Source organism: Pantoea sp. X-Soil-ISGK-275 (assembly GCF_059730795.1).
In genome coordinates this window covers 1,915,582-1,935,711 of sequence record NZ_AP035976.1, presented here as the reverse complement: position 1 = coordinate 1,935,711, position 20,130 = coordinate 1,915,582, and the positions used below count along the sequence as shown (strand labels likewise).

Annotated in this window: 19 protein-coding genes; 12 read left to right on the top strand and 7 right to left on the bottom strand. The window is 56.2% G+C overall.

What is annotated here, in order from left to right; genetic code table 11:
• Nucleotides 1-214: 214 nt before the first annotated feature.
• From yjfF to ytfQ, 4 genes are read right to left on the bottom strand one after another with little or no spacing between them, the layout of a single operon-like run.
• Nucleotides 215-1,201, bottom strand: a complete 987-nt coding sequence (yjfF, locus tag AC6I8A_RS09060) for a galactofuranose ABC transporter, permease protein YjfF (RefSeq protein ID WP_256696354.1) — start codon at nucleotides 1,199-1,201, stop codon at nucleotides 215-217.
• Complete coding sequence (gene ytfT, locus AC6I8A_RS09055) at nucleotides 1,198-2,214, bottom strand: galactofuranose ABC transporter, ATP-binding protein YtfT (protein ID WP_008110246.1); 1,017 nt, start codon at nucleotides 2,212-2,214, stop codon at nucleotides 1,198-1,200. The genes yjfF and ytfT overlap by 4 nt, the downstream gene beginning before the upstream one ends.
• Nucleotides 2,207-3,727 (bottom strand): sugar ABC transporter ATP-binding protein, encoded by a 1,521-nt coding sequence (locus tag AC6I8A_RS09050; protein WP_256696353.1) that lies wholly within the window; start codon nucleotides 3,725-3,727, stop codon nucleotides 2,207-2,209. The genes ytfT and AC6I8A_RS09050 overlap by 8 nt, the downstream gene beginning before the upstream one ends.
• 56 nt (nucleotides 3,728-3,783) lie before the next feature.
• On the bottom strand, nucleotides 3,784-4,740 hold the full coding sequence (gene ytfQ / locus AC6I8A_RS09045; RefSeq protein WP_497818332.1) for a galactofuranose ABC transporter, galactofuranose-binding protein YtfQ: 957 nt from the start codon (nucleotides 4,738-4,740) through the stop codon (nucleotides 3,784-3,786).
• A 674-nt stretch (nucleotides 4,741-5,414) separates the two neighbouring features.
• Between ytfQ and ydgT the strand changes: the two genes are divergently transcribed.
• From ydgT to AC6I8A_RS08995, 10 genes are all read left to right on the top strand, one after another.
• Entirely contained in the window at nucleotides 5,415-5,630 is a 216-nt protein-coding gene (gene ydgT / locus AC6I8A_RS09040) for a transcription modulator YdgT (RefSeq protein ID WP_036650139.1), read from the top strand.
• Between the two features lie 110 nt (nucleotides 5,631-5,740).
• Nucleotides 5,741-6,184 carry a DUF2569 domain-containing protein gene (locus tag AC6I8A_RS09035; RefSeq protein ID WP_256696352.1) on the top strand — a complete coding sequence of 148 codons (444 nt, stop codon included), beginning with the start codon at nucleotides 5,741-5,743 and terminating at the stop codon, nucleotides 6,182-6,184.
• Nucleotides 6,185-6,307: 123 nt separating this feature from the next.
• Nucleotides 6,308-6,889 (top strand): electron transport complex subunit RsxA, encoded by a 582-nt coding sequence (gene rsxA / locus AC6I8A_RS09030; protein ID WP_008110256.1) that lies wholly within the window; start codon nucleotides 6,308-6,310, stop codon nucleotides 6,887-6,889.
• Nucleotides 6,889-7,470, top strand: a complete 582-nt coding sequence (rsxB, locus tag AC6I8A_RS09025; protein ID WP_008110257.1) for an electron transport complex subunit RsxB — start codon at nucleotides 6,889-6,891, stop codon at nucleotides 7,468-7,470. The genes rsxA and rsxB overlap by 1 nt, the downstream gene beginning before the upstream one ends.
• Nucleotides 7,463-9,562 carry an electron transport complex subunit RsxC gene (gene rsxC, locus AC6I8A_RS09020; RefSeq protein WP_497818331.1) on the top strand — a complete coding sequence of 700 codons (2,100 nt, stop codon included), beginning with the start codon at nucleotides 7,463-7,465 and terminating at the stop codon, nucleotides 9,560-9,562. The genes rsxB and rsxC overlap by 8 nt, the downstream gene beginning before the upstream one ends.
• The gene (rsxD, locus tag AC6I8A_RS09015; protein ID WP_497818330.1) at nucleotides 9,563-10,627 is read left to right on the top strand and encodes an electron transport complex subunit RsxD; all 1,065 of its coding nucleotides are present in this window, start codon (nucleotides 9,563-9,565) and stop codon (nucleotides 10,625-10,627) included.
• A complete protein-coding gene (rsxG, locus tag AC6I8A_RS09010; protein WP_497818329.1) occupies nucleotides 10,624-11,259 on the top strand; it encodes an electron transport complex subunit RsxG in 636 nt (211 codons plus the stop codon). The genes rsxD and rsxG overlap by 4 nt, the downstream gene beginning before the upstream one ends.
• Nucleotides 11,252-11,953 carry an electron transport complex subunit E gene (locus AC6I8A_RS09005; protein WP_008110261.1) on the top strand — a complete coding sequence of 234 codons (702 nt, stop codon included), beginning with the start codon at nucleotides 11,252-11,254 and terminating at the stop codon, nucleotides 11,951-11,953. Before rsxG ends, AC6I8A_RS09005 begins: the two co-directional genes overlap by 8 nt.
• Nucleotides 11,950-12,585, top strand: coding sequence for an endonuclease III (gene nth, locus AC6I8A_RS09000; protein ID WP_008110262.1), 636 nt, complete (start codon nucleotides 11,950-11,952; stop codon nucleotides 12,583-12,585). The genes AC6I8A_RS09005 and nth overlap by 4 nt, the downstream gene beginning before the upstream one ends.
• Before the next feature lie 10 nt (nucleotides 12,586-12,595).
• The gene (locus AC6I8A_RS08995; RefSeq protein WP_497818939.1) at nucleotides 12,596-13,540 is read left to right on the top strand and encodes a zinc-dependent alcohol dehydrogenase family protein; all 945 of its coding nucleotides are present in this window, start codon (nucleotides 12,596-12,598) and stop codon (nucleotides 13,538-13,540) included.
• Nucleotides 13,541-13,587: 47 nt separating this feature from the next.
• Here the strand turns inward: AC6I8A_RS08995 and AC6I8A_RS08990 are convergent.
• From AC6I8A_RS08990 to AC6I8A_RS08980, 3 genes are all read right to left on the bottom strand, one after another.
• A protein-coding gene (locus tag AC6I8A_RS08990; RefSeq protein ID WP_497817907.1) for an IS3 family transposase occupies nucleotides 13,588-14,951 on the bottom strand; the annotation gives its coding sequence in 2 pieces (ribosomal slippage) (nucleotides 13,588-14,456 and nucleotides 14,456-14,951; 1,365 coding nt in all).
• A 51-nt stretch (nucleotides 14,952-15,002) separates the two neighbouring features.
• Nucleotides 15,003-16,138 (bottom strand): IS3 family transposase gene (locus tag AC6I8A_RS08985; protein ID WP_256698600.1). Its coding sequence is split into 2 segments (ribosomal slippage): nucleotides 15,003-15,883 and nucleotides 15,883-16,138, totalling 1,137 coding nucleotides; the frame shifts between segments, so codons are not numbered across the junction.
• A 119-nt stretch (nucleotides 16,139-16,257) separates the two neighbouring features.
• On the bottom strand, nucleotides 16,258-16,947 hold the full coding sequence (locus AC6I8A_RS08980) for a CTP synthase C-terminal region-related (seleno)protein (RefSeq protein WP_265296883.1): 690 nt from the start codon (nucleotides 16,945-16,947) through the stop codon (nucleotides 16,258-16,260).
• Between the two features lie 652 nt (nucleotides 16,948-17,599).
• Between AC6I8A_RS08980 and dtpA the strand changes: the two genes are divergently transcribed.
• Both dtpA and AC6I8A_RS08970 read left to right on the top strand, forming a co-directional pair.
• Nucleotides 17,600-19,105 (top strand): dipeptide/tripeptide permease DtpA, encoded by a 1,506-nt coding sequence (gene dtpA, locus AC6I8A_RS08975; RefSeq protein WP_256696347.1) that lies wholly within the window; start codon nucleotides 17,600-17,602, stop codon nucleotides 19,103-19,105.
• Between the two features lie 136 nt (nucleotides 19,106-19,241).
• Nucleotides 19,242-20,123: a LysR family transcriptional regulator gene (locus AC6I8A_RS08970; protein WP_497818328.1), complete on the top strand. Its 882-nt coding sequence runs from the start codon at nucleotides 19,242-19,244 to the stop codon at nucleotides 20,121-20,123.
• Nucleotides 20,124-20,130: the final 7 nt, after the last annotated feature.

Below are 20,130 nucleotides of genomic sequence, written 5' to 3'. Positions count from 1 at the left end.
GAACCGTTCAGTTAACGCTGTGATTTCCTATCCTACATCAATCATCAATCTGCCCCCTCTCCCGCCTGCGGGAGAGGGTTGGGGTGAGGGAAACGTGGGTGCTTGACAAACAAAGAAATTCTCACCAAGTCAGGAAAGGCCGTGGCGCCGATCCAGTAGCCATTAAGCAAACCAGGTGGCCATAAATGGCCACCCTACGAAAGCGGAGAAGAATTTAAGAGGTTAATCTTTTGACAGGGGCGTTCTGCTGGCGATCCCACATAACCGTTAACAGGCGTTGCAGCGCGATAAAGGCGAACAGCAGAATGCCGATGGCGATCTTGGTCCACCATGAACTCAAGGTACCGTCGAAGTTAATCCAGGTTTGAATCAATCCCTGAATCAACACGCCGAACAGCGTGCCCAACACCGTGCCGACGCCGCCGGACAATAACGTCCCGCCAATCACCACCGAGGCAATCGCGTCCAGTTCCACGCCCAATCCCGCCAGCGCATAGCCCGCCGAGGTATAAATCGAGAACACAATGCCCGCCAGCGTCGCCAGCGTGGTCGACAACATATAAATCTTAATGGTGGTCGCACGCGTAGACACGCCCATCAGCTGCGCCGAAGTCAGGCTGCCGCCAATCGCATACACCTGATTACCAAAACGCGTGCGGTGCGCCAGAATAATGCCGCCCAGCACCACCACCAGCATAATTAGCGCCAGCAAACTCAAGCGGCCGCCGCCGGGGATCTTCCACGCGAGGCTCGACAGCGTGGTGTAAAGCGGATGATCGATGGGAATCGAATTCTCCGACACCAGATAGCTGCAGCCGCGCAGGAAAAACATCCCCGCCAGCGTAATGATAAATGCCGGAATTTTCAGCGCATCGATCAACCAGCCCATCATCGCGCCAAACAGTGCGCCCATCGCCAGCACCAGCGTAAACGCCAGAATGGGATCGAGATGATAATCGCCAATCACTCGCGCCAGAAACACGCCGCTGAAGGCGATCACCGCGCCCACCGACAGATCAATCCCGCCGGACAAAATCACGAACGTCATTCCCACGGCAATAATGCCGAGGAAGGCATTGTCGGTGAGGATATTGCAGATCACGCGCGTTGAGGCGAAGCCGGGAAATTGGCTCAGGCAAAACAGATAACCCGCCACAAATACCAGCAGCGTGATCATCAAAGGCAGATGACGTTTCATCATTTCGGGCGTCTCCGTTTCAACATGGCAATAAAGCGTGGCGACTGCAGCAGCAGCACGCACATCACCACCACCGCTTTCACTACCTGATTGAGTTCAGGCTGGAAGCCGGACAGCAAAATACCGGTATTCATCGACTGAATAATTAACGCGCCAATCAGCGACAGCACCAGATTAAAGCGCCCGCCCATCAGCGAGGCACCGCCAATCACCACCGCCAAAATCGCATCCAGCTCCAGCCACAATCCGGCGTTATTGGCATCTGCCCCACGGATATCCGCGGCAACGATCATGCCCGCCACCGCCGCACACATGCCGCTAATCACATAGGTCGACATCACCACCAGCCAGCCATTCACACCGGCATTGCGCGCTGCACGCAGGTTAATACCGACCGCCTCGATAAACAGTCCGAGCGCGGTTTTGCGCGTCAACAGCCACACCACCAACGCCACCAGCAACGTGATCCACACCGGCACCGGCAGCAGCCACAACGAACCGCTGCCGAACCACGCCAGGCTATCGCTGTTGAAGGTGACGATCTGCCCCTGCGTAATCAGCTGCGCCACGCCGCGTCCCGCCACCATCAAAATCAAGGTGGCGACAAATGGCTGGATTTTTAGCAACGCCACCAAAATGCCATTCCACAAACCGCAGGCCAGGCCGGTACCGAGCGTCACCAGAATGATGAACGGCAAACTGTGCCCCGCCACGGTCAGCGTCGCCGCCGTCGCACCGGCAATCGCCATCACCGCGCCCACAGATAAATCGATGCCGCCAGTGGCAATCACCAGCGTCATGCCAATCGCCAGCAGCGCCACCGGCGCGGCGCGATTGAGGATATCAATTGGGCTGCCGAACAAACGGCCATCCTGAATGTGGATGGCAAAAAAGTTATTCGCCACCAGGCTATCCACCAGCAGCACCAGAATCAACGCCACAATCTGCGGCATGCCAGGCGGCAGCTTCGGCTTACGCCGTTCGGGTTTGTCATGTGTCATAGGGGATTCAAGCATGTTGTGCTCCTCCGTCAGCGATGGCGTTGACGATCGCGGCCACCGACAGCTGCTCCAGCGGGATTTCGGCCACCTGCTTCAAATCGCGCATAATCAACACGCGATCGGCATAGCCCACCAGTTCTTCGAGTTCAGAGGAGATAACCAGCAGCGCCAATCCGTCGGCGCACAGGGTTTCAATTAAGCGAATGATCTCGGCGTGCGCGCCCACATCGATGCCGCGCGTTGGCTCGTCGAGGATCAGAAATTGCGGTTTAGTGACCAGCCAGCGCGACAGCAGCACTTTTTGCTGGTTGCCGCCGGACAACAGCTCAACCGGTTGATCGGCATGCGGCGTGCGAATGCCGAGGCTCTTGATAAAGCGCTCGGCGATCTCCTGCTGCTCACGACGCTTAATCGGTCGCAGCCAGCCGCGCTGCGCCTGCAACGCCAGAATGATATTTTCGCGTACCGATGCGCCACCAATGATGCCGTCGGTTTTACGATCTTCCGGACAGAAGCCCATGCCGAGACGCGAGGCCTTCGCGGGCGTGCGAATGCTCTGCACTTTGCCCTTGATGGTCGCAGTGCCGCGATCGGCGCGGCGAATGCCAAACAGCACTTCGGCGGTTTCGGTACGGCCTGAACCGAGCAAGCCGGCCAGGCCCACCACTTCACCCGGTCGCACCTGCAGGTTGAACGGTTCAATGGTGCCCTTCTTGCCGTAATCTTCAAACGACACCACCGGCTGATTGCTGCGCAGCGTGCTGCCCTGACGCTGCAAAGCGGTTTCCAGCAACTCGCGTCCCAACATCAGCTTAATCAGTTCAATCTGCGGCAGCGTGGCGGTATCGCGCGTGGCAATAAACTGGCCGTTACGCAGCACAGTGATGCGATCGGTAATGCGGTAAACCTGGTCGAGAAAGTGGGTCACAAAAATCAGGCTCATCCCTTTGGCTTTCAGCTGCGCCATCAGGGTAAACAGCATTTCGACTTCATTGGCATCGAGGCTGGCGGTCGGTTCATCGAGGATCAGCACCTGCGCGGAGAGATCGACCGCGCGGCAAATCGCAATGATCTGCTGCATCGCCACCGAGTAATGGCCCAGCGGTCGCGTCACATCGAGCACAAAGCCGTAGTTGCGCATCAGCGCATCGGCATCGCGCACCATGCGCTTGCGATCGATCATGCCCAAGCGACGCGGCTCGCGGCCAATGTACAAATTGTCTGCTACCGACATATTCGGCAGCAGATTCACTTCCTGATAAACGGTGCCAATGCCCATCTCCTGTGCATCGGCGGTATTGTGCGGCGTAATCGCCTTGCCATTCAGGGTGACCGTACCGGCATCGCGGGTGTAAACGCCGGTCAGGACTTTAATCAGCGTAGATTTGCCCGCGCCATTTTCACCCAGCAGCGCCATGATCTCGCCCTTGCGGATGCTGAACGAAACATTATCCAGCGCCTTCACGCCGGGAAAGCCTTTGCTGACGCCGCTGATGGTCAGCAGTGCGGTTTCATCGGAGGTGCTCATCGGGTTCTCCCTCGCCTTACGTCATCAAAAACCGCCCCGAAGGGCGGTTGCGGGGATCAGTAACCCATGCCTTTTTTGGTATCGAGCTGTGCCTGCGCGGAGTCCGGCAGATACAGTTTCGATTCTGTTTTGATGATTTTCGGCGGCATCGTACCGTCTTTCTTGAATTTCTCCAGCGCGTCGAATGCCGGACCCGCCATGTTTGGCGTCAGCTCCACGTTGGCATTGGCTTCACCGGCCAGCATCGCTTTGTAGATATCGGGCACGCCGTCAATCGAACCGGTCAGGATATCTTTGCCTGGTTTTAAACCGGCTTCTTTGATCGCCTGAATGGCACCGATCGCCATATCATCGTTATGCGCGTAAACCATGCAGATGTTCTTGCCGTTGTTTTCCGCCTTGATAAAGCTCTCCATCACCTCTTTACCTTTGCTGCGGGTAAAGTCGCCGGACTGCGAGCGAATCACTTTGATGTTGTCGTGTCCCGCGATGGCTTCGGCGAAGCCTTTCTTACGGTCAATTGCCACGCTGGCGCCAACGGTGCCTTGCAGCTCGACGACGTAACATTTTTTGTCCGCAACGGTTTTCACCAGCCAGTCACCAATCAACTTGCCTTCCAGAACGTTGTCAGCGGTGACGACCGCCATATACAGCGATTTGTCTTTCACCACGATGGCGCGATCGAGTAAGAACACCGGAATCTTGGCGTCTTTGGCTTCTTCCAGCACCGGCTCCCATCCCGTTTGCACCACTGGCGCAATGAAGATGGCATCAACGCCCTGCGCAATGAACGAGCGCACCGCTTTGATTTGGTTCTCTTGTTTCTGTTGGCCATCGGCGATTTTCAATGTGATACCGCGCTTTTGCGCTTCACTTTTTGCCACATTGGTTTCTGCTGAACGCCAGCCAGATTCCGAGCCAACCTGTGAGAAGCCCACCGTCATATCAGCAGCCAACACCGACGTACTCAGTGCCGAGCTCACCATGGCGGTCAAGAGTAAACGTTTCCACATAATTTCATTCCTCTGAAGGGAGTGTGTTGTAGGGGTACAAAACGCGAATTAAGCCTGGCTGAAAAGCGCGTAAACAAGCGCGACTTACTTCACAAATCAGAGTGAATTAAAGGAGTTACGCGAACTGGCAAGGCTTTAGTGAGCGTGCCGTTATGGACAAAATGCCTGCTAATTATTGCGCAGGTGGTTAAATAAATGTAATAAACAGAATCGGTTATGTTTCTCACTACTGAAAACGATTACAGCGGGTACGTAAAGAATGGTTATTCTCTGTCCGGACAATCAATTATTGGTTTTGTGACTGCTCGCACAGATTGTGAATGCTGGTTTCATGGCGTGTGCATAAATTTGCCGGCCAGTCGCGAATAATTAGCAGATTCGTCAGCGGCACGATCGGAAATAACTATTATAGAGACGGATAAATAATGGCTAACCAGTATGGATTAATTAGTCTGAGATTTTCTCACATACCCCCTAATTACCGGCCTGAATTTGCCTTAAATCGCTTTTCAAATACGCGTTTAAAACCATTAAAAGGCAAAAAAGTGTCGTTTCATGAGCGAATTAGCGCATGTTGTCTGAATTTTGTTTTTTTTTACAAGTCGCGTATGGACTCTCGCTGCGTGCTCCCTATACTTGGGCACTTCCGAGTACTTTATATTTAAATGGCAATCATGACTGCGTTAGATTACCTGCTGAAATTCCGCAAAGTGAATAATCTCGATAGTCTGGAAAAACTCTACGACCATCTTAATTATTCGCTGACTGATGATAATGAGATCATCAATATGTATCGCGCTGCCGACCATCGACGTGCTGAACTGGTCTCTGGCGGACGTCTGTTCGACATGGGCCGCGTGCCTAAAACCGTCTGGCGTTACGTGATCTAATTGATTTACCCTCTCTTTATCTGCGCTCTTGCGTTGTCCAGGTCGGGCGTGCCCCGTTTGGACATGATACGCTCTGCATCGCCCTCTTTTCTGCAAACAGGATCTTCCCGATGACCGAACAGGTGTTCCCGCCACGTATCGCTGGCTGGTTATTGCTGCCGCTGGCGTGGCTGATCATGACCATGCTGACCAGCGCGCTGGTGGTAGCGATGTATTTGAGCCCGCTGTTCAATCCCGAATTGCGTACTACGCTGTTCTCACATGGTGGCATATTGCTCACGCAATGGTCGATTTCACTGCTGACCGCTGCGGTGGTTTGGCTTTACAGCCTGTGGGTGTGCTGGATTTTCTGTAAACGTTCGCGTCGCTTACCTCGCCACTACATTCTGTGGCTGTTGATGACGATTTTGCTGGCGTTAAAAACCTTTGCCTTCACGCCGGTTGCCGACGGCAAGGCGATTCAGACGTTGCTGCTGTCACTGCTGGCTGCGGCGGTGTTTGTGCCCTATTTCAAACGCTCTCAACGCGTGAAACAGACGTTTATCCAGCCATAATGATGTGAGTTTCGTCAGCAATTTAATTCTGAGTGCTCTCAACGACCACATAAACCCGGTGAAGGTTGAGATGCACCTCTCAATTCCGGATAATAGACGCCTTTCGGCTTCCCAGGTTAAAAAATGACCGATTACTTACTTCTCTTTATTGGCACAGTGCTGGTGAACAACTTCGTGTTGGTCAAATTCCTCGGCCTTTGTCCCTTTATGGGCGTGTCAAAAAAACTGGAAACGGCCATCGGCATGGGACTTGCCACCACTTTCGTGATCACGCTGGCGGCGATCTGCGCCTGGCTGGTGAACCACCTGATTCTGGTGCCGCTCGATCTGGTTTATCTGCGTACCCTCGCCTACATCCTGGTGATTGCTGTTGTCGTGCAGTTCACCGAAATGGTGGTGCGCAAAACCAGCCCGTCACTTTATCGCCTGCTGGGTATCTTTTTGCCGCTGATCACCACCAACTGCGCGGTACTGGGCGTGCCACTCTTGAGCGTTAACTTGAATCACACCTTCCTGCAAGCGGCGCTATATGGCTTCAGCGCGTCACTCGGCTTCTCGCTGGTGATGGTGCTGTTCGCGGGCATGCGCGAGCGTCTGGTGCTGGCGAATGTTCCTGCACCGTTTAAAGGCAACTCGATTGCGCTGATCACCGCCGGTTTGATGGCGCTGGCCTTTATGGGCTTCACCGGGCTGGTGAAATTCTAATGACCGCGATTTGGATTGCGATTGTCGCACTTGCTGCATTGGGCCTGGTGTTCGGTGCCCTGCTCGGTTACGCCTCGCGTCGCTTCGAGGTGGAAGAAGATCCGATTGTTGAACAGATCGATGAGATTTTACCGCAGAGCCAGTGTGGGCAGTGCGGCTATCCCGGCTGCCGCCCGTATGCCGATGCGGTAGGTAATAACGGCGAAGCCATCAATAAATGCGCGCCCGGCGGCGAGCAGACCATGCTCAAATTGGCCGCGCTGCTCAACGTTGAACCGCAACCGCTCGACGGCGGCGCAGAAGTGCTGGAGCCAATACGTACCGTAGCGTGGATCGATGAAGAGAACTGCATCGGCTGCACCAAATGTATTCAGGCTTGCCCGGTGGACGCCATCGTCGGTGCCACGCGCGCCATGCACACCGTGCTGAGCGATGTCTGCACCGGCTGCGATCTCTGCGTTGCGCCTTGTCCGACCGACTGCATTGAGATGCGCCCGGTTGCCACCACCACGGCCAACTGGAAGTGGAATCTCGACACCATTCCTGTACGGGTGATCCCGGTAGAAACAACCCATGCTTAATTTGTTTAACCTGTTCCGCAAAGAGAAGCTGTGGGATTTTCAGGGCGGCATTCATCCGCCGGAAATGAAAACACAGTCCAACGGCACGCCGCTGAGTCAGTTACCGCTGCCTGAGCGCTTTATCATTCCGTTAAAACAGCATATCGGCCATGAAGGCGAGATTTGCGTCGCGCCTGGCGACAAAGTGTTACGCGGTCAACCGCTGACCTTCGGCAGCGGACGCATGCTGCCGGTGCACGCCCCGACCTCCGGCACCATCGAAGAGATTGCGCCACACATGACGGCGCACCCTTCTGGCCTCTCCGAGCTGTGCATTTTCCTGCGTGCCGACGGCGAAGATCGCTGGACCACGCTCGATCCGCAGCCCGATTATCGCGCCCTGTCGCGTGAAGAGGCCGTTAAGCGCATTCACGATGCCGGCATTGCCGGTTTGGGCGGCGCGGGCTTCCCGACCGCCACCAAACTGCGCGGCGGCCTGCGCGGCGTCAAAACCCTGATCATCAACGCCGCCGAGTGCGAGCCGTACATCACCGCCGATGACCGCTTAATGCAGGATTGCGCCGCCGAAGTGCTGGAAGGCTGCCGCATTCTGGCGTGGGTGTTGCAGGCGGAACGCGTGCTGATCGGCGTTGAAGATAATAAACCTGAAGCGATTGCTGCGCTGAAGCAGGCATTGGGTGGCGATCGTGAATTGCAGATTCGCGTCATCCCCACCAAGTATCCTTCTGGCGGCGCGAAGCAGCTGACGCAGATTCTTACCGGTCTCGAAGTGCCACACGGCGGACGCTCCACCGATATTGGCGTGCTGATGCAGAACGTCGGCACCGCGTGGGCGGTAAAACGCGCCATCGTTGACGGCGAACCGATCACCGAACGCGTGGTGACGCTGACCGGCGAAGCGCTGGCGCGTCCGCGCAACGTCTGGGGACGTCTCGGTACGCCGGTGAGCCACCTGCTGCAGCATGCCGGTTTTACGCCAGGATCGCGCCAGATGGTGATCATGGGCGGTCCGCTGATGGGCTTTACCCTGCCGTCGCTGAACGTACCGCTGGTGAAAATCTCTAACTGCATTCTGGCGCCGTCCGCCAGCGAAATGGGCAACGATCAGGAAGAACAATCCTGTATCCGCTGCAGCGCCTGCGCTGATGCTTGTCCGGCCAAGCTGCTGCCGCAGCAGTTGTTCTGGTACAGCCAGGGCGGCGATCACGAAAAAGCGCGCGCCCACAATATTGATGACTGCATTGAGTGCGGTGCCTGCGCTTACGTCTGCCCGAGTAACATTCCGCTGGTACAATATTATCGTCAGGAGAAAGCGGAACTGCGCGCCATCGACCTCGAAGCGAAACGCACCGCCGAAGCGAAAGCGCGTTTTGAAGCGCGTCTGGCACGCCTGGAGCGCGAAAAACAGGCGCGTGAAGCGCGTCATGAAAACGCCAAACAGCGCGTGGCGCGCAGCGATCAGGGTGAACGGGATGCTGCCGTGGCACGTGTGAAAGCGCGTCAGGAAAAAACGCCGGAGCAGGATGTTGCAGAGCGCGAAGCGCGTCACGCACAAGCCTTAGCGCAGCAGGCCGAGAAGCAAGCTGAAACGCAGGCGCTGAGTCGTCAGTCTGGCGATCCGCGTAAAGCGGCGGTGGAAGCGGCAATTGCGCGTGCGAAGGCGAAGAAAGCCAGCGCACCCGCGGCTGAGGTAGCGCCTGCCGCTGAACCGGCACCTGCCGAGCCGCCCGCTGACGCACCTGCTGCTGAAGTCGATCCACGCAAAGCCGCCGTTGAAGCAGCAATTGCGCGCGCGAAAGCCAAAAAAGCCGCCGCTGCCGCACAACCTGCTGAACCGGCACCTGCTGAACCGCCAGCTGACGCAATTGCTGCTGAAGTCGATCCGCGCAAAGCCGCCGTTGAAGCGGCAATAGCGCGCGCCAAAGCGAAAAAAGCCGCGGCGGCTGCGCAGCAGGCTGAAGCCACATCTCCTGAAGTGGAGGCTGCTGCCTCTCCTGACTCCGCCGACCCACGCAAAGCGGCAATTGCCGCTGCGGTCGCCCGTGCCAAAGCGCGTAAAGCGCAGCAGCAGCCTTCGACGACAGAGGATTAAATGGCTTTTCGTATCGCAAGTTCTCCCTATACCCACAACCGCCGCAGCACCGGCAATATCATGCTGCTGGTGGTGTTGGCCGCGCTGCCGGGCATGGCCGCACAATGGTATTTCTTTGGCGTAGGTTTTTTAATTCAGGTTTTGCTGGCGATCGCCACCGCGTGGGCCACCGAAGGGGCGATTCTGCGCCTGCGCAAAACGCCGGTGGTGCCGACGTTATCCGATAACTCCGCCCTGCTCACCGCCTTATTGCTCGGCATTAGCCTGCCGCCGCTCGCGCCGTGGTGGTTGGTGGTATTGGGTACCATTTTCGCCATCGTCATCGCCAAACAGCTGTACGGCGGTTTGGGGCAAAACCCGTTTAACCCGGCGATGGTGGGATACGTGGTGCTGCTGATCTCCTTCCCGGTGCAGATGACCAGCTGGCTGCCACCCGATAGTTTGCAAGCCATCAAACCTGGCCTGCTGGATTCGCTCAGCATGATCTTCACCCACCACACGCTGGCCGGTGAAACCATGCAGCAGCTGCAACTCGGCGTTGATGGCGTCAGCCAGGCGACGCCGCTCGATACCTTTAAAACCGGTCTGCGTGCCGGACACAGCGCCGATCAGTTATTGGCGCAGCCGATTTACAGCGGCGTGTTAGCCGGTCTCGGCTGGCAGTGGATTAACCTCGGTTATCTGCTGGGCGGCGCGCTGCTGCTGGCGAAAAATGCCATCCGCTGGCACATTCCGGTCAGTTTCCTCGTCTCGCTGGCGTTCTGCGCCACGCTGGGCTGGCTGTTCTCGCCGGAGTCGCTTAACTCACCGCTGATTCACCTGTTCTCGGGTGCCACCATGCTTGGCGCGTTTTTTATTGCCACCGATCCGGTGACCGCCTCCACCACCAATCGCGGACGCCTGATCTACGGCGCGCTGATTGGTTTGCTGGTATGGCTGATTCGCAGCTTTGGCGGCTATCCGGACGGCGTCGCCTTCGCGGTATTGCTGGCCAATATTTGTGTGCCGCTGATTGATTACTACACCCAGCCGCGCGTTTACGGCCATCGCAAGGACGGAAGATGATCGAAGCTATTCGTAAAAATGCGGTGACGCTGGCGGCGTTTGCAGTGATCACCACCGGCGTGACGGCGGTGGTTAACTATGTCACCAAGCCGACGGTGGAGCATCAGACCGCGCTGCAACAGAAAAATCTGTTGGATCAGGTGGTGCCGACCGATCTGTACGACAATCACATCCAGCAAGAGTGTTATCTGGTGACCGATGCGCTGGCGCTGGGCAATGATCGCCCGCACCATCTCTATTTAGCGCGTAAAGGCGATCAGCCGGTGGCCGCCGCGCTTGAGACCACCGCGCCAGACGGCTATTCTGGGGCGATTCAGATGTTGGTCGGCGCCGATTTCCACGGCAAAGTGCTGGGCGTGCGCGTGGTTGAACATCATGAAACGCCGGGCCTTGGTGATAAAATCGAACTGCGTATTTCAGACTGGATCAACAGCTTTAATGGCAAAGTGATCCACGGCGCTGATGACAAAAATTTTGCGGTGAAAAAAGACGGCGGTGAATTCGACCAATTTACCGGCGCTACCATTACGCCACGTGCGGTGGTCAACGCCACTAAGCGCACCGCGCTGCTGATTGAAACACTGCCAGCGAAGTTATCTTCGTTGCCTGAATGTGGAGATGCAAATGAGTGAAGCCAAGAATTTACTGGTCGGCGGCCTGTGGAAAAATAACTCCGCGCTGGTGCAGCTGCTCGGCCTCTGTCCGCTGCTGGCGGTCACCTCAACCGCGACCAACGCCCTCGGTTTAGGCCTGGCGACCACGCTGGTGCTGACCATCACCAACAGCGCAATTTCCGCCTCGCGTCGTTGGGTTCCGGCCGAAATCCGTATTCCGATTTACGTGATGATCATCGCTTCAGTGGTGAGCTGCGTGCAGATGCTGATCAACGCCTATGCGTACGGTTTGTATCAGTCGCTCGGCATCTTTATCCCGCTGATCGTCACCAACTGCATTGTGGTGGGTCGCGCCGAAGCGGTCGCCTCGAAGAGCAGCATTCCGCTCTCCGCGCTGGATGGTTTTGCCATCGGCATGGGCGCAACCTGCGCGATGGTGACGCTGGGTTCGATTCGTGAACTGATTGGCAGCGGCACACTGTTTAACGGTGCGGATCAGCTGCTGGGACCGTGGGCCAAAGCGCTGCGCATCGAAGTGGTGCACTTTGATTCACCGATGCTGCTGGCGATGCTGCCACCGGGCGCCTTTATCGGCCTCGGCATGCTGCTGGCGGCGAAATACCTGATCGATCAGAAGATGAAACAGCGTGCGGCCACACGGGCGGCGGCGCCTGAAGCCGAGCCGCAAGGCGCAACCGGGAAAGCGGTGTGAATAAAGAGAAACGCGCGCAAATCCTGACGCGCCTGCGTGATGAGAATCCGCATCCCACCACAGAACTGAACTTCAGCTCGCCGTTTGAGCTGTTGATTGCGGTGTTACTCTCCGCGCAAGCCACCGACGTTAGCGTCAACAAAGCCACCGCGAAGCTCTATCCGGTGGCGAATACGCCAGCAACAATTCTGGCGCTCGGCGTGGATGGCGTGAAGGAGTACATCAAAACCATCGGCCTGTTTAACAGCAAGGCGGAGAATGTCATCAAGACCTGCCGCATTCTGCTGGAACAGCACGGCGGCGAAGTGCCGGAAGATCGTGCGGCGCTGGAAGCGCTGCCGGGCGTCGGGCGCAAAACCGCCAACGTGGTGCTTAATACCGCTTTTGGCTGGCCGACGATTGCTGTCGATACGCATATTTTTCGTGTTAGCAATCGCACCCGCTTCGCGCCGGGTAAGAACGTGGAAGAAGTGGAAGACAAACTGCTGAAAGTGGTGCCGGCGGCGTTTAAAGTCGACTGCCATCACTGGCTGATTCTGCACGGTCGCTATACCTGCGTGGCGCGTAAGCCGCGCTGCGGATCCTGTCTGATCGAAGATTTGTGTGAATTCGACGCCAAAACCGAACTCTGAATCGCTGCTGATAAGCAATCTCGCCCTCGCTTATCGGCAGTTTGGCGATCCTGCCAGCGTACTTACGCTCGAATCCTCTGCTTTAGCGCCCTGCGCGGCTGGCCTGCTGCGCGTGGCGATGCAGTTTGCTCCCATCAATGCTTCCGACCTGATTCCGATTACCGGCGCCTATCGCCATCGCGTCTCGCCGCCGCTCATCGCTGGCTATGAAGGCGTCGGCACGGTGGTGGCTGCTCCGCCGGCGTTTCGCCATTTGCTTGGCCAGCGCGTGCTGCCGCTGCGCGGCGTCGGCACCTGGCAGCGTTATGTCGATTGCGATCCGCTGAGTGCGGTGCCGGTTCCGCCCGTTATCAGCACCACGCTGGCGGCACGCGCCTATATCAATCCACTGGCGGCGTTGCTGATGCTCAAGCAGTGGTCGCCAGCCGGTAAGCGCGTGTTGATCACCGCAGGCGGTTCCGCTTGTGCTCTGTTACTTGCGCAGTGGGCGCGACAGATGGGCGCAAGCAGCATCACTGTGATTCATCGAGCGCCGCAGCATGGCGCACGCTTGCAGCAATTGGGAATCGTTGCGCTGGCTGAAACGCAGCGGGCCGAGATTGCTGCTGCCGCCCAGCAGTGCGATCGGGTGTTTGATGCGGTGGGCGGCGAAATCGGCCAGTTGATTTGGCAAGCTTTGTCTGTCGACGCTGAATTCATTGCTTATGGCGTGCTGAGCGGCAAGCCGGTGCGGGTTAATGCGCCACGTCCGGCGCTGCACTGGTTTCACGTCCGGCATACGCTGGAGGATTTAGCCCATCAGGATTGGCAACGGTTGTTCAGTGAGCTCTGGCCGCTGTTACGTGCCAGTGAATGTGGCGAGGTAGAAATTTTCCCGCTGGCGCACTGGCGGGAGGCGATTCAGTGCTATCACCAATCGGGGCGGGAGCGCAAGCCGTTGTTGCAGATCAGCTGATAGAGGTCGCCATGAATGAACTGAACCCCATAACCTGGACCGTTTAGTTAAAGCGCTGCGTAATGCTGAGTCCTGTACGCTACCGGACTCAGCCCACCCAGCCCCATTTTTATCCGCTTAGTATTCCAGAAGTGGATATAGTCTCCGATGTCCTTCTCCAGCTCCTCTACGTCACGGTATTTCTTCAGGTAAAACATTTCCGACTTCAGATGACCGAAGAAGTTTTCCATCACCGCGTTGTCCAGGCAGTTTCCTCTGCGCGACATGCTCTGTTTTATCCCGTTTTCCGCCAGGCGCCGCTGATACTCCGGCATCTGATACTGCCAGCCCTGATCGCTGTGAAGAAGCGGACGCTGCTCGCCCGTCAGATGCTGTAAGGCTCTGCTCAGCATACCGTTTATCATCGGCATCAGCGGCTTACGCGCCGTTTCCCAGCCCACGATTTCGCCGTTATACAGGTCCAGAACCGGGGACAGGTAGCATTTTTCACCCGCAACGCTGAACTCCGTTACGTCCGTTACCCACTTCTCGTTCGGTGCCTGTGCCCGGAAGTTGCGCTGCAGCACGTTGCCGGCTGTCCGCCCCTCGGGCCCGCGACAGGACCGGTATCTCTTCTTTCTTACCGGCGACTGCAGACCCAGCGCCGACATCAGCTTCAGCACGGTTTTCCCGCTCAGCGCCCAGCCGTGCTGCCTGAGCAGGCAGCCCATGCGCCGGTAGCCATAAACACTGCGATGCTCCTCTGACAGCCTGACGATAAGCGCCTTCACCTCTGCGTACTTATCCGCTGCCTGCTGGCGGGCAAGCTGATAAAAAAAAGTGCTTTTTGGCAGCCGCGATACGCTCAGCAGCACCGGCAGGCGATGCCGCGTGCGCAGCAGCGTCACGGCTGCGGCTTTTTCTCCCGCTCCCGGCGCTTTTTTTCCAGGATAATCTCCTGCATGACCTTCAGATAGTCGTTTTCGGCACGCAGGTATTCGAGCTCCTTAAGCAGCTCTTCCGGCGTCATTGACCCGACTGGTTTTGGTGATTTTTCTTTGCCTGACATTGGTGTTCTCCGCGTGCTGTTTTCGGGCGGGAAAGCATAGTGACCTTTAAGGCTGTACTGGCGGACCCAGGATTCAACCGTTTTGTGTGAGCTGATATTAAAACGCGCCGCAACCGCAGCGTATGACTCACCGGTATGAGCCAGAGCATAATGCGCCACCTGGACCCTGAAGTCAGAAGAATAACGCCGGTGCCCGCGGGGAAGCAAAGCCTGCTCACCGTGATGCTGATAGCGCGCAACCCAGCGGCGGAGGTTAGTAGGGGCAATGCTGAAGTGCTTAGCCGTTCCATCAATACCGGCATGGCCGCTAAGAAAATAGTGAATGGCCGAGAGTTTAAATTCGATGGGATATTTTGTTGTCATAGAGCTGCACCTTCAATGGAGTGACCCCATTCCCGTAGACATTCGCTGTCCTCACGACGAGGCCTTTTCGAAGGCCTCTGGACTGACGCCTCCCAGGTGGCTGTGGCGTCGGGTCCGGTTGTAGAACACTTCGATATAATCAAAGATATCAGCCCGGGCCATGTCCCGGGTTCTATAGATCCGCTTTCTGATGCGCTCTTTTTTTAGCGAACTGAAGAAGGATTCTGCCACTGCATTATCCCAGCAGTTGCCGCGCCGGCTCATGCTGGGTGACAGGTTATTAGCCTGGCAGAACCGTCGCCAGTCATCGCTGCCATACTGGCTTCCCTGGTCGCTGTGTACGATAACGGTTTCCTCAGGCCTTCGTCGCCAGACGGCCATCAGAAGAGCATCCAGCGCCAGTTCGCGCGACAGTGAGGGTTTCATTGACCAGCCCACCACATTGCGGGCAAACAGGTCTATGACCACGGCCAGATACAGCCAGCCCTGCCAGGTCCGTATGTAGGTAATATCCGTTACCCAGACCTGGTTCGGTTTAACGACTGTGAACTCCCGCTGTACCCGGTTAGGCGCGATGACTGACGGACGTCCCCGTGCTCCTCGCGGGATTTTATAGCCATGTACGGCCTTGATTCTGTTCTGCCGCATAATTTTCGCTACCCTGTTTTTACTGCATACCTCCCCGATTTCTCGCAGGTCACTGTGGACCCGCCGGTATCCATAAACGCCGCCACTCAGGGTATAAGAGTCGCGGATAAGCGTCAGCAGCCGCTGATTATCCTGCTCTCCAGTTGATACCGGGCAGTGGAGCCAGACGTAAAAACCGGAACGGGCAACCTTCAGAACCCGACACATCAGTGTGATCGACCAGACCTGACGGTGATCGTTGATGAAGCGGTACTTTAGTCGGGCTCCCTTGCAAAGTACCGCGCCGCCTTTTTCAGGATATCCCGCTCCTCCTCAGTTCGCTTGAGTTGCGCTTTCAACCGGAGGATCTCCGTCCGGGCATCCAGCAGATCCTGCGCCTGGTGCCCGCTGGCATCAGGTTTTATAGAGCGGATCCATTTATAAAGGCTGTGTTGCGAGACGCCCAGGCGTTCAGATACGTCGGCGACGGAATAGCCCCGCTCGGTGATCTGGCGGACTGCTTCTTCTTTAAACTCAGGGGTAAATCGTGGTGTGCCCATAGACTCCTCCTATGCTCAAAATATAGGGCAGATTTGTCTATGGGCTCGGGGTCACTCCATCAATGTCAGATTATGGTCCAACATTTGGGGTGCAGTTCATGAATGGCGACCCTATGTATTTAACCTGCGGCGGCTTGCAGCCACGCGACCACCAGCGGCGAAAGCCGGTTTTGTAACGCTGCACGTTCGGACTGGAACAAGGTGGCGACAAAGAACGGGTGATCGGTCAATTCAATGCCGCGCACGTCGCCGTCCAAATCCCAGGAAGTGATCTGCAGATTCTGTGTCGCCAGCGCTTCGCTGAACTCAGGGTTGACGCCAAAGTTGCAGTGGTAACCCTCATCGCTCTGCAATGCGCCGTAAGCCTTTGCAATACGTGAACCCGGCTGGAAGGTGACGCTTCCGCGCTGTTCCACCAGTGAACAGGCCAGCGGCGCAATCACCCAACGACCGCTGGCATCGGTTTCCGCATGCGCCGCATCTTCCCAGCCCAGCACATTGCGCGCGTACTCCACGATGGCGTACTGGAATCCGCCACACGAACCCAATAATGGCTTACCGCTTTCCCGCGCCCAGCGAAGCGTGGCAAACACGCCCGCGTCATTGAGATAAGGACTGCCCGGTACCAGCCAAATCGCCTGGTAATCATTGAGGTTGTGCTGATCGAGCTCGGAGGTGGCAATCCAGTCGGCGCTAACATCAAGGGAAAGGGTTTTTGCAGCGAGTTGTACGGCGGGAGGAATGGCTTGATGCGCAACGGCATCAGCACGGTAATCGCCAATCAGGGCAACACGAATCGACTTCATCATGACTACGTCCTTTCAGGGAAAAAAGGAGGTTACAGCAAAGTTAATGCGCTGTCTAAACGCCTAAAACGCCGATTTGTACGCCTTTCGTTTCCACGCATTGCGCTTATGGCGACCTGTTTATCTGGCAAATAATGCACCCAATCGCGCTAATATTCGCCAGATGTCAGCTGCGCAAACGTTTTCTTCTTTTACCACGCTAATTAATTCACGGTTTTGTGCACAGGATCAACTAATTAGCGATCTGGAATCTTTTGACTGCTTATTACGCTCACCAATCAAGCTGTTGTGCTTATATTATGCACAACAGCAATAATAATCTCTGTATAAATTATGAACTTTAGTGTTATGTTCTGATAAAGCCTCTCTGAGTAGTTTATATCAGGAAAATGATCTTCCAGATCTGCATTTCACATGTTTATCCTGATATAATGCCACGCAGCGAGATTTAACACTGATTTACAACTTTGTATAACGGCATTAACCCTACCTATTGCAAGTATTTCAGCGTGCAGAAAATGCTTGCCCTGATGGACTGATTCAGCCAAATTAGTCGCCGTTTTTCCTTTCTAATAACAATGTTGCGCGGGATTACCCAGCCCGACGCAGACTTAATTCCTGTCGTAAAACAGGCTATGTTAAAACTGAGGTATACGTGTCAACTGCAAACAAACACACTGACGGGGCGCCAAGCCTCAACGCTTTCAAGCAACCGAAAGCGTTTTATCTGATCTTCTCCATCGAACTGTGGGAACGTTTTGGTTACTACGGTCTGCAAGCCATCATGGCGGTTTACCTGGTTAAACAGCTGGGCATGTCCGAAGCGGACTCCATTACGCTGTTCACCTCCTTTAGCGCGCTGGTATATGGTTTAGTCGCCATCGGCGGCTGGCTCGGCGATAAAGTGCTGGGTACCAAACGCGTTATCGTGCTCGGCGTGATGGTGCTGGCGCTGGGTTATGCACTAATTGCTTTCTCTGGCCATGACACCTCAATGGTGTACATCGGTATGGCGACCATCGCGGTGGGTAGCGGCTTGTTTAAAGCCAACCCGTCTTCCCTGCTGTCGACCTGCTATGAGAAAGATGACGCGCGCCTCGACGGTGCCTTCACCATGTTCTACATGTCGATCAACATCGGTTCGCTGTTCTCGATGATGCTGACGCCGTGGCTGGCTGCGAAATATGGCTGGGGCGCGGCGTTCTCGCTGTCGGTTGTCGGTCTGGTCATTACGCTGCTGAACTTCCTGTTCTTCCAGCGCGTGGTGAAAAACTACGGCTCCAAGCCGGATTTTGCCCCGCTGCAGATGGGTAAACTGCTGATGACGTTGGTTGGCGTGGTAGCGCTGATTGCGCTGGCGGCCTGGCTGCTGCATCACCAGAGCATCGCGCGTATGACGCTGGGCGTCATCGCCGCGGGTATCGTGGTGATCTTCGCCAAAGAAGCTTTCGCGTTGAAAGGTGCGGCACGCCGTAAGATGATCGTGGCCTTCCTGCTGATGGTCGAAGCGATTGTGTTCTTCGTGCTCTATATGCAGATGCCAACCTCACTCAACTTCTTCGCTATCCGCAACGTTGAGCATGCGATTCTCGGCATCACCTTTGAACCAGAGCAGTTCCAGGCGCTGAATCCGTTCTGGATTATGCTGGCCAGCCCGATTCTGGCGGCAGTGTATAACAAGCTCGGCGATAAAATGCCGATGCCACACAAATTCGCCTTCGGTATGGTGCTGTGTTCAGCGGCCTTCCTGGTGCTGCCGTTTGGTGCCAAATTTGCCAACGAAGCCGGTATTGTCTCGGTGAACTGGCTGATCCTCAGCTATGCGCTGCAGAGCATCGGTGAGCTGATGATTTCCGGCCTGGGCCTGGCGATGGTGGCACAGCTGGTTCCACAGCGCCTGATGGGCTTCATCATGGGTTCCTGGTTCCTGACCACCGCCGGTGCAGCAATGATTGCAGGTAAAGTCGCCAACCTGATGGCAGTACCGAGTGATGTGACCGATCCGCATACTTCGCTGGCAGTTTACAGCCATGTGTTCCAGCAGATTGGTATTGCTACCGGCGTGATTGCCCTGCTGATGTTGATTACCGCGCCACTGCTGAACCGCATGACGCAGGATGACAGTCAAACTGAACTGAAACGCGCTAACGCCAATCAGTAATCAGATAGCCGGGCTTGTCCCGGCTTTTTTCTGCCCGCTATTCACATTTCCTTTAACGATTTCTGCTGCTCACACTTCGCTTTTCGCTCACTTAACTTCATGATGTCGGCTCACTGTTAATCAGCGTGGAAGAAGCATGGACAGGTTTGATGAGCTTGAGGTGTTTGTCGCGGTTATCCAGCAAGGCAGTTTGGCTGGCGCCGCACGTTTGTTACAGCGATCGCCACCGGTAATCACGCGCACTCTTAATACCCTCGAAGCCCGTCTCGCCACCACCCTGATTGAACGCACCACCCGCCAGCTGGCACCTACCGAAGCCGGCTGGCAGCTGTTTGAGCAGGCGCAACGGGTGCTGAGCGATTATCAGCGCGCCATCGACAGCGCTCACCACAGCGGCCTGCATGGCTTGCTGCGTTTAACCGCACCGGTACAGTTTGGTCGTCGCCACGTCATGCCCTTGGTGAATGCCTTTCTGCAAAAGCATGCGGAGATGCAGATTGAAGTGGTGCTCAGCGACACCTATCAGGACCTGATCGAAAACGGTCTTGATATCGCGCTGCGCATTGGCGAACTGCAGGACTCTTCGATGGTGGCGCGTCAGGTTGGCACGGTGCGTTCAACGCTGGTTGCCAGCCCCGACTATTTGCAACAGGCTGGCACGCCTCTTCATCCCACTGAACTGACTCAACATGCGTTAGTGACGAGCCTGCGCCATACGCGCGAGTGGCGCTTCGTCCAGGATCTGCGCGTGCGCATCACGCCGCGTCTGCGGGTTAATGATGTGGAGAGCCAGCTGGAAGCGTTGCGCAGCGCACACGGCATTGGACGGCTGCTGTCGTATCAGGTTCTCGACGATATCCACAGCGGAAAATTGCTGCGTTTACTGCCTGAATGGGAGCCGGCCCCGTTGCCGGTGCAGTTAGTCACCCAGCGCGTGAAGAATATGACGCCTAAAGTGCGGCAATTTTGGGATTTTGCGCTCGAAAAGCTGCCATTACTGCCATGCTTTGCTGAATAAACCTGAA